This window comes from Salinicola sp. DM10 (assembly GCF_017306975.2).
Classification (GTDB): domain Bacteria; phylum Pseudomonadota; class Gammaproteobacteria; order Pseudomonadales; family Halomonadaceae; genus Salinicola.
On record NZ_JAFLEN020000009.1, the window covers coordinates 1 to 7,661 of the forward strand.

The following is a 7,661-nucleotide window of genomic DNA, read 5'->3' on the forward strand; positions in this document are numbered from 1 at the left end:
CCCCCTCCCCCCTTCGCTCCTCACCCCGGGACCAGGGTTACGCGGCTTATCTGGACCGAATAGGTGGCCTGAGGACGCTTCCGGTGCAGCATCCCCACTGGTGTCTGGCGGCCGTGCAGGAGGATCAGCTCCCAACGCCGTGTTCCAGTCTCCCGATCAGATCCAGTACCTGCCGAGGATCTTCCTGCATGACATCGACAGGGCGCTTGCCTTCCAATCCCTTGGCCTCTCGATGCAGCCAGCGCTCTGCTGCGGCCCGATCCCCCTCAAACAGCTCAAGCGCCGCCCGCCAGACAACGTTTTCGTCCTTCTGAGCACCTGACATATCACCCTCTCCTTTCATACCGTCGTACAGCACCACCGCCGCTCCGGCCTATCCTCAAGGCCGAGCTGTGCAACACCCCCACCGGTCACCTGGATCGGTCTAGGGGCCTTCGGTGCAACATCCCCACCTACTCATGCCTGACTCGGCGCACGTAGGGCGGCAGCCGAGGCGTCGCCGGTAGCGGCTCGCCCTTGTGACGCACGCGCTGCCAATCGCTCTTCAGCAGTCGGATTAAGCCATGGGCGTCCTGCCGAATGCCGCGGAACCCGGGCAGCTTGCTCAGGCTGTAGACGGCCTGCCGCACCTGGAGCTGCCGGCTATCGCGATCGCCACAACGCACCGCCTCGCGGAGGCGCGTCTGCCACTCGGCCCGGCGCTCCTCGAGCATGCGCCAGGTCCAGCGATTGTCCAGCCGAACCAGCTCATAGTCGGCCTGCCACAGCTCCGGGCACCAGTACGGGTTCGGCATGGTGAGGCGCACCTCTCGAGCATCCTGCAGATCCTCGTAGTGCTTCGCCGGATGGTCATCATCGACCAGCAGCCACCACACCGCATAGGGCTGCCGCGCCAGCAGGTAGACCACCAGGAAGCCGTTGCCGGCCCCATGGCGGCGCCGTCGCCGCCGTTCGTTACGGTCGGCGGAGGTGCCATAGCGCGCATCGAACTTGGCCGCCAGGCGAGCGATCTTTCCCCGCGGCACTACCCCCGCGGTCCAGCGGACGTAGCCGCGGCGCACCAGATCCTGGACGCGCTGCATGGCCGCGCTCTTGTGACGTATCGATCCCATGTGACCTCCCGGTGAGTGGGTACCAGGAGGTAGGGCGCGCGCTGACACCATGGGCCTGAATAACATGATTACCGGTGCGGAGAGCACGCATATAAAAGATTCCAGGGCGCGCCGCCCCACTGCTGTCACCTCGGCCCCTATCTGTCGGCGAGTGCCAAACCACGGGGTGTGCCAGCCCCTCACGCGAGGGGCTGCCACCCCCTTGTTTGCTGCTGGTCACGAGTGCCAACCGTGACCAACTCGCCGTCGCGCAGTGCGGGTAATTCCGCTCGCTGCGAGGCAACGGGCGCTCGAGGCTGAAATGCCTCGTTCGACCCAATCCAGGGCACCGGGATTGGGCGACACGGACACGGGCAGCCGGGTAACCGGAAGAGCCCTGTCACGCATCGAAAGTGGGTGTGAGCCCCACCGGCGGGCGGCGGGAGACCGTCGAACGCATGCCGAACCTGTGGGCGCGGCGCTGGGGGAAACCCCAGCGGGTCAGACAGCCGAAAGGACCGGTCTGGCGGCACCAGGAGGCGCAAGCCGCCTGGGTCGACGAATAGCTCAAGCAGGTAACGGCGCCCCACGAGGGTGCTGTTCGGAGTGCTTCATAGCCATGCTCTTCGGGAGCTGGCCATGTGCGAGGAAGTGGCGGTGGAGTAAGGGAGCCGTTTTGGAATCTTGGGCCCCTGAAAACCGGCGATGCCGGCGAGGTGCACAGCACTAGACATCACCGTGACGGAGCACAGTGGCGATGAGGTACGCAGTAGGGCGTGACTAACGTGGGAAACCCTACGGCCGAGGAACCGGGTGGCACCGGTGAGGCTAAGGGTGGGAGCGGCGTTTAGTAGTGTTCGAGCTGACGGGCGATATGGCCGAAGCCCCCAGCGAGATCCTGGGCAACCAGGGCACACGAAAGACGCCAGCGAGTGTGGGAGGGGCACTCCTCCCTCGCAGCAGGCAAGAACGGCAACATCGATGACAACCGGCACGGCGGGTGGCACCGCCAAGACCGGATGAGCGTTTGACCAGGGTGGCACCTGGTGTTCATTAACCGACCATCGCACCGCGCAGGACCGGCCGTGAGATTCATTCAGGAGGTATTCAACGCCCCTCTTCGGAGGGGCATTCTCCCCCTTCCCTGCCCAGGGACGCCGGCTGCTAGGATAGGGGCAGTTACCCCATCCCGAGGATGCCTCCCATGACTCCCCTCAGCTGGCTCATTCTGGCATTCGCCGTGCTCATGACGGCGGTCTGCGGCTTCACCTTCGTGCAGATCCTGCGTAGTGGCCATCAAGCCCAACAGCGCTCATCCCACAAAGCACGCCGTAACCTCTCCCGCCACTGAGTGTCACCCCGTCCCCTATCTCTTTCTGCCTAACCGCGCCGTAGGCGCCCTCGTACCCGCACTACCGGTGATGCGTGTCGTGAGGCTTGTCGCTTTAGCGGCCAGGCCGGATCTGAGGCGCGCAGGCGCGTAGCGCCTCGATCGCGCCGATCTCTCGACTTGTCGAGGCCTCATGTGGCCGCAGGCCACCCAGGCCGCCGAAGGCGGGGCGGAGGGCGAGGAACGAGCCCGGAGGGTAGGTGAGCGCGTATGCGCTCTTTTCTGTACTTTTTACTTTTCCCTTTTAGGGTCTATAAGTATTTGAAATGGAATGGTTTTTAGAGCTAAAAGGGGACGGGTTCAGGGTTAGAAGGGGACGGATTCAGGGTCAAAAGGGGACGGATTCAGGGTTGTTGAGGGGACAGATTCAGGGTAAAAGGGGACACTATTATAATGTCCCTAAAACGGAAGGGCTTAACACCCTCCTCGAGTTGGAGCTCCAAGGATGAATCAGCCCCAAGTCTATAAAAGCAACGCTCTGGTCGAGGCATCCTACCGCCTAACCCCCGCTGAACAACGCATCATGCTGTGCTGCATCTCCCAGGTGCGCAGGGACCAGACGCTTACCGATGAAGTGATGTATCGCGTCAGCGTGGCCGACTATGCCGCACTGGTGGGAACTGACTCCCATTCCACCTACAAGGAAGTAGCGGATGCCGCCCTTCGCTTGAAACGTCGAGAGGTGTGGCTGCGAGAATTTCCCAACGGAGATGGGCAGCGGCCTAGAACACTAGTCACGGGCTGGGTGCAATCCATCGCCTATATCGAGTCAGAGGGCCACATAGAACTGCGCTTCACTAAAGACATGCTGCCGTACCTCACGCAGCTCTCGGAGCGGTTCACTCGCTACGCCCTGTCCGATGTGGCCAAGATGACCAGTTCCCACGCTATACGGCTGTATGAGCTGCTATGCCAATGGAGGGATGCAGGTAAACGAGAGGTAGCGATCGAGTGGCTACGTGACTCTTTCCAGCTCGGCGACAAATACCCAGCACTCAAGGATTTCAAGCGCCGCGTGATAGAGCCCGCCGTGGCACAGATCAATGAGCACAGCCCCCTATGGGTGAAGTGGGATCAGCGCAAGACCGGTCGCCGCGTATCCCACCTGGCATTCACCTTCGGCGAGAAAGCCCAGAAAGCCTCCCAGAAGCCGCGCAGAGGCAAGACCAAGGGGAAGGCAGGGGGAGGGGCTCCCGACGCCTCAGGGTCGATCTACGGGATTCCTATGGCGGTTATCGAAGCGCATGCTAGGCCGGGTGAATCTCACGAAGACGCCGCACTGAGAATCCTCGAGGAGCGCAAAAGCAAACACGTTGCTGAGGCGTGATTTTTCACGCCTCTCTGAAAGTCAGGCTAGGATGTCTGCAACGGCAGACCTGCAACCAACTAGGCATCCATGCAACTGACTATCCCGAAGGCGGCCAAGCTGTACGGCAAACATCGTTCTACGATACACCGCCATATTGAGGCAGGCCGCCTATCATGCGGGTTCCGAGGGGATGGAACCCGCGTCCTGGAAATGGCTGAGCTGATCCGATGTTACGGCGAGCCCGAGCATCTGCCAGACAATGTGCAACCACCTGCAACCCCTCAACAGGAAGGCCTGCAACAGGCGATGTTGCAGGCGTTACATGCCATGCACAGTGAGCTTGTCGCCCTTCGCCAGGAAGTCGCCGAGCTCCGTCAATTGCCGCCGCCTCCTGCTGCACAACCCGCGACACCACCTCCCGAGACAACACCCGCAACACCGCCCAAGGATGAAGACCCCCACGGCCTTCGCTCGCTGGTCCAGTCCCTGCGCGACCACGATCGCCAGTCCGACGACTCCTCCAATCGCTAGAAGCTCAGCTGCTCGAACGGCCGCCCGGTGAGAGCGGTATAGGCCACCGTGTTCTGGATGTTGGCGTGGCCCAGGTACTGCTGCACGATGCGCAGATCCACGCCCTGGTTGATCAGGTGCACGCCGCAAGCGTGACGCAGGGCGTGCGGATGCCACTTCACGCCCAGCACCCGCTCGCTGAGGCGGTGCAGCAGGCGCCGGAAGCCGTCGGCACTGATCGGCGCCCCGCGCTCACTGACGAACACCAGCCCCGCCGCGCGACCGCTGTCGCGCTGATAGCGCTTCAGCGCCCGCACCGTGTCGCCCTGGAGGGGATGCGTGCCGTCGAGACTGCCCTTGGCGCGGGTGACGCGAAGCTCATGATGCACCAGGTCGACGGCCGACCAGCGCAGTCCCACCAGCTCCGAGACCCGGAGACCGTGCTCGAAGGCCAGCCGCAGCATCAGCGCGTCGCGCGGGCCATGGCGGTTATCGCGGGCGGCACGGATCAGCCGGTGCACCTCGTCGCGGGTCAGGTGCAGCCGGCCGCGCACCGCGTCGTTGGCGGCGCGGCCGCGCACTGTCCGGGTTTCAGTGGCTGGGGGGACGGTCGGGGCGGGGTGTCGGGGCCTGTCGGGCACGGGCGGGAGCGCTCCTGGTCGCGGGAACTGTCCGGGTTTCAGTTAAAAGCCAGACAGTAGCAGTCGCATCGAGGCACGTCATTTCATTCAGAGCGGCCACGGTGCGCATTGGAAATGCTACGCCCCGTATCCGTAGTGCATCCAGCCAGGCTTCAGCTAGGTGCTTGACCTGCCTCTCTGCCCCTTTGGAATCCCATGGAGCACAATCGAGCACCAATGAGCACACATAGCACAAGGAGCAATATTGAGCACACAAAAATCATGGAAAAAATAATTAAATCATGTACTTACGAAACTTTATTCGCATAAATATGCGAACTAATTCTATCGTGATTAAATATCAATGCGGGCATGCCCCCATAAGAAAACCCGAAAAAGAACCCTTTAATACTCGTGGTTATTTTAATAACTAATTGATTTTAAAGAATTTTTTGCTAGAATTTCAGTCATGCGTTGAGATGGAGATAGCGAATGTCCAAACGGTCCGAGGCAGCAGGCAAAAAGAAACAATCGGAAAAGCGGCGACTTCTACTTGAGAGCATTTGGGGTGACGATCTCCACAACACACCGGTATGGGACCGTACTGAGAATGATGGTTACACCACAATTCCCAGGGTACTCCCGCATATTGGGCGTCTAGCAGATCGGCTGGCAGGGAAAGGAACTCCAGTTTCACCAACATATTTCGCATTGTGGTGCCGTGTTTGGGACGAAGGCTGTATCGAAATAAAAGATAAAGAAGATCTAGCTTACGAAGCAGGTTTTTCTGGCCAGCGAGCCATTTACTCACTTACACAGCGAATTAGGAAGCTAAAAGAACTCGGGTTTATAAAAACAAAAAGCAAAGGGAACAATGAGTTCCAATACATAATGATTGTAAACCCATTTTCAGTCTTACAAGCCAAGAAAAACGATCTGTACGAAGCAGAATACAGAACACTATGCATGAGGATGCATGAGGTAGGGGCCGATTGGCCGAAAGAAAATCTTGATAAAGAGGAGAAATGATTATGTAGTAAAATTTTATATAGCTATCGTCAAAATGCGGCAAACATGATAATCTAACTTTGCGGTAAGGACTAACCTTAGCGCCACTGCACCATGCAGTGTTCTATCTAATCGCAAGCAACCATAACGGTGATCTTATGGAAAAACACCCTTTCAATGGAGTAACAAAATATGGGAAGTCACGACGACGAATCAACAAAAATTAAGAATCTTGTGGAAAACCTCCATAAGGACGGAAAGCTGCCGGCTAAGCAACTGAAAGTAGGTACTAAAATGTACCGAATCCAGGATGCAAGGCACCCTACGGCAAACCATTTCTCAGCTCCCTCAGTGGGTTTGGGAAGGTATAACGATCCCGATGGAGTAATGATGGTCTGGTACGGGGCAGAACATCCTACTGGAGCATTAGCCGAGACTTTCGCACAAAGAAGGTACTCCAACAATGCGCACGGCATAGGATGGATGTTCAACGAAGCCGACATAGCTTCGCGGAACATGTGTGAAGTAAAAGTCGAGAGAGAGCTTAATCTGCTGGATTTAAAGGTATCTCTCTCACGGCTTCGCATCACCCTAGACAAAATCACCGGGCCGGATTACACACTTACACAAGAAATCGTGAGGGTTGTTTCAAGGTTATCCGGAAATCGATTTGACGGCATTATCTATGAATCACGCCACCATCCCGATGGACGCTTGTGTTATGCCCTTTGGGTAGCGCCAGGTGAACAAAACACAGTATCGGAAGGTGAAATGATTAACCTCTCAGAATATAAATTTCGTGGCTATATGCCGGAGATAGATTCTGACTGTGCAGATGCCGAAGAAGTATTGACGGAAATACTTGGTTACGAAGTAATGAGCAATCCGTAACGACTTTAGCAGCGCGCCTGAGGAAGCAGGGCGCTGCTTTTTTAGCTGGCATCGTTAGTTAGGAAAAGTTTTGCCTCACGCTTTATTATTTCCATTTCTTCTTCTTTTGCACCTCGCTTCAAAACCTCATAAAGCAAAGGTTCTGAGCCATCTTTCATGTGAATAGGATTAAGGAAAAAGCTACACTTTGCTTCCTGACTAACATTTTTCAGAATTCCAATAACTTCTTCCAGGTGGGGTATCTTTCCTTTCTCATCAAACTGAAAACCAGGGATTAAGTTGTCATTCCCCTCTTTTATTGCAACAAGCTTTCTATTTGCAATATGATTATGTACCGTCTGCCGGCTCACGCCCATAATATCTGCAGCTTGTTTTGCCTTATATAATCCGCAGATTTCATTGATCTTCCCAATGAACCTAGCTCTAGCCGCAATACGTCGAGAGACTTTACGCTTTTCTCTGGAGCTTGAAGGGCTATCCTCCGCTCCTCTTATAACGAATTTGGCGAGCAACTCATAATCAGTTAATGAGCTTGTGTCTTCTACAAAATGTTCTTTATCCCAAGACTCTACAACACTCGTCATAATCTTCAAAAGACGAACTGCTGTCGCAGCAGAGTTTTGACTACCTTTTTGTAGCCTATCTTCTAAATTAACAATGGCTTCGTGGACGGAAGCGTTGGTGCTCATGGCGTTGGGGCCTCTCTGGCCTGATGGCCTTGTGTTTGACGTTTAAATAGTATCCCTTGACATGCAAATCGTCAAACCCCCTCCCCCCTTCGCTCCTCACCCCGGGACCAGGGTTACGCGGCTTATCTGGACCGAATAGGTGGCCTGAGGACG

At 56.8% G+C, this 7,661-nt stretch carries 9 protein-coding genes; 5 read left to right on the top strand and 4 right to left on the bottom strand.

The features are described 5' to 3' along the window. Positions 1 to 124: 124 nt before the first annotated feature. Entirely contained in the window at positions 125 to 325 is a 201-nt protein-coding gene (locus J0A90_RS18295) for an antitoxin Xre/MbcA/ParS toxin-binding domain-containing protein (protein ID WP_207037153.1), read from the bottom strand. Positions 326 to 452: 127 nt separating this feature from the next. Further along, a complete protein-coding gene (locus J0A90_RS18300; RefSeq protein WP_233076923.1) occupies positions 453 to 1,112 on the bottom strand; it encodes a hypothetical protein in 660 nt (219 codons plus the stop codon). A 1,183-nt stretch (positions 1,113 to 2,295) separates the two neighbouring features. Between J0A90_RS18300 and J0A90_RS18305 the strand changes: the two genes are divergently transcribed. The 3 genes from J0A90_RS18305 to J0A90_RS18315 all read left to right on the top strand — a co-directional run bounded on the left by J0A90_RS18305 (position 2,296) and on the right by J0A90_RS18315 (position 4,321). After that, positions 2,296 to 2,442: a hypothetical protein gene (locus J0A90_RS18305; RefSeq protein WP_233076925.1), complete on the top strand. Its 147-nt coding sequence runs from the start codon at positions 2,296 to 2,298 to the stop codon at positions 2,440 to 2,442. Positions 2,443 to 2,926: 484 nt separating this feature from the next. Next, positions 2,927 to 3,808 carry a replication initiation protein gene (locus tag J0A90_RS18310; protein ID WP_233076927.1) on the top strand — a complete coding sequence of 294 codons (882 nt, stop codon included), beginning with the start codon at positions 2,927 to 2,929 and terminating at the stop codon, positions 3,806 to 3,808. Positions 3,809 to 3,877: 69 nt separating this feature from the next. After that, positions 3,878 to 4,321, top strand: a complete 444-nt coding sequence (locus J0A90_RS18315; protein WP_233076928.1) for a helix-turn-helix domain-containing protein — start codon at positions 3,878 to 3,880, stop codon at positions 4,319 to 4,321. Here the strand turns inward: J0A90_RS18315 and J0A90_RS18320 are convergent. Next, positions 4,318 to 4,881, bottom strand: coding sequence for a tyrosine-type recombinase/integrase (locus J0A90_RS18320; protein WP_233076929.1), 564 nt, complete (start codon positions 4,879 to 4,881; stop codon positions 4,318 to 4,320). The genes J0A90_RS18315 and J0A90_RS18320 overlap by 4 nt on opposite strands. A 531-nt stretch (positions 4,882 to 5,412) precedes the next feature. On the opposite strand from J0A90_RS18320, the gene J0A90_RS18325 reads away from it, so the two are divergent. After that, the gene (locus tag J0A90_RS18325) at positions 5,413 to 5,949 is read left to right on the top strand and encodes a hypothetical protein (RefSeq protein ID WP_207037150.1); all 537 of its coding nucleotides are present in this window, start codon (positions 5,413 to 5,415) and stop codon (positions 5,947 to 5,949) included. Between the two features lie 171 nt (positions 5,950 to 6,120). Continuing rightward, positions 6,121 to 6,819, top strand: coding sequence for an RES family NAD+ phosphorylase (locus J0A90_RS18330; RefSeq protein ID WP_233076930.1), 699 nt, complete (start codon positions 6,121 to 6,123; stop codon positions 6,817 to 6,819). A 41-nt stretch (positions 6,820 to 6,860) separates the two neighbouring features. On the opposite strand, the gene J0A90_RS18335 is transcribed toward J0A90_RS18330, so the two are convergent. After that, entirely contained in the window at positions 6,861 to 7,508 is a 648-nt protein-coding gene (locus J0A90_RS18335) for a helix-turn-helix domain-containing protein (RefSeq protein ID WP_207037152.1), read from the bottom strand. Positions 7,509 to 7,661: the final 153 nt, after the last annotated feature.

Coding starts and splice junctions, on each gene's coding strand:
- J0A90_RS18295 (WP_207037153.1), bottom strand. CDS start 325: ATGTCAGGTGCTCAGAAGGACGAAAACGTTGTCTGGCGGGCGGCGCTT.
- J0A90_RS18300 (WP_233076923.1), bottom strand. CDS start 1,112: ATGGGATCGATACGTCACAAGAGCGCGGCCATGCAGCGCGTCCAGGAT.
- J0A90_RS18305 (WP_233076925.1), top strand. CDS start 2,296: ATGACTCCCCTCAGCTGGCTCATTCTGGCATTCGCCGTGCTCATGACG.
- J0A90_RS18310 (WP_233076927.1), top strand. CDS start 2,927: ATGAATCAGCCCCAAGTCTATAAAAGCAACGCTCTGGTCGAGGCATCC.
- J0A90_RS18315 (WP_233076928.1), top strand. CDS start 3,878: ATGCAACTGACTATCCCGAAGGCGGCCAAGCTGTACGGCAAACATCGT.
- J0A90_RS18325 (WP_207037150.1), top strand. CDS start 5,413: ATGTCCAAACGGTCCGAGGCAGCAGGCAAAAAGAAACAATCGGAAAAG.
- J0A90_RS18330 (WP_233076930.1), top strand. CDS start 6,121: ATGGGAAGTCACGACGACGAATCAACAAAAATTAAGAATCTTGTGGAA.
- J0A90_RS18335 (WP_207037152.1), bottom strand. CDS start 7,508: ATGAGCACCAACGCTTCCGTCCACGAAGCCATTGTTAATTTAGAAGAT.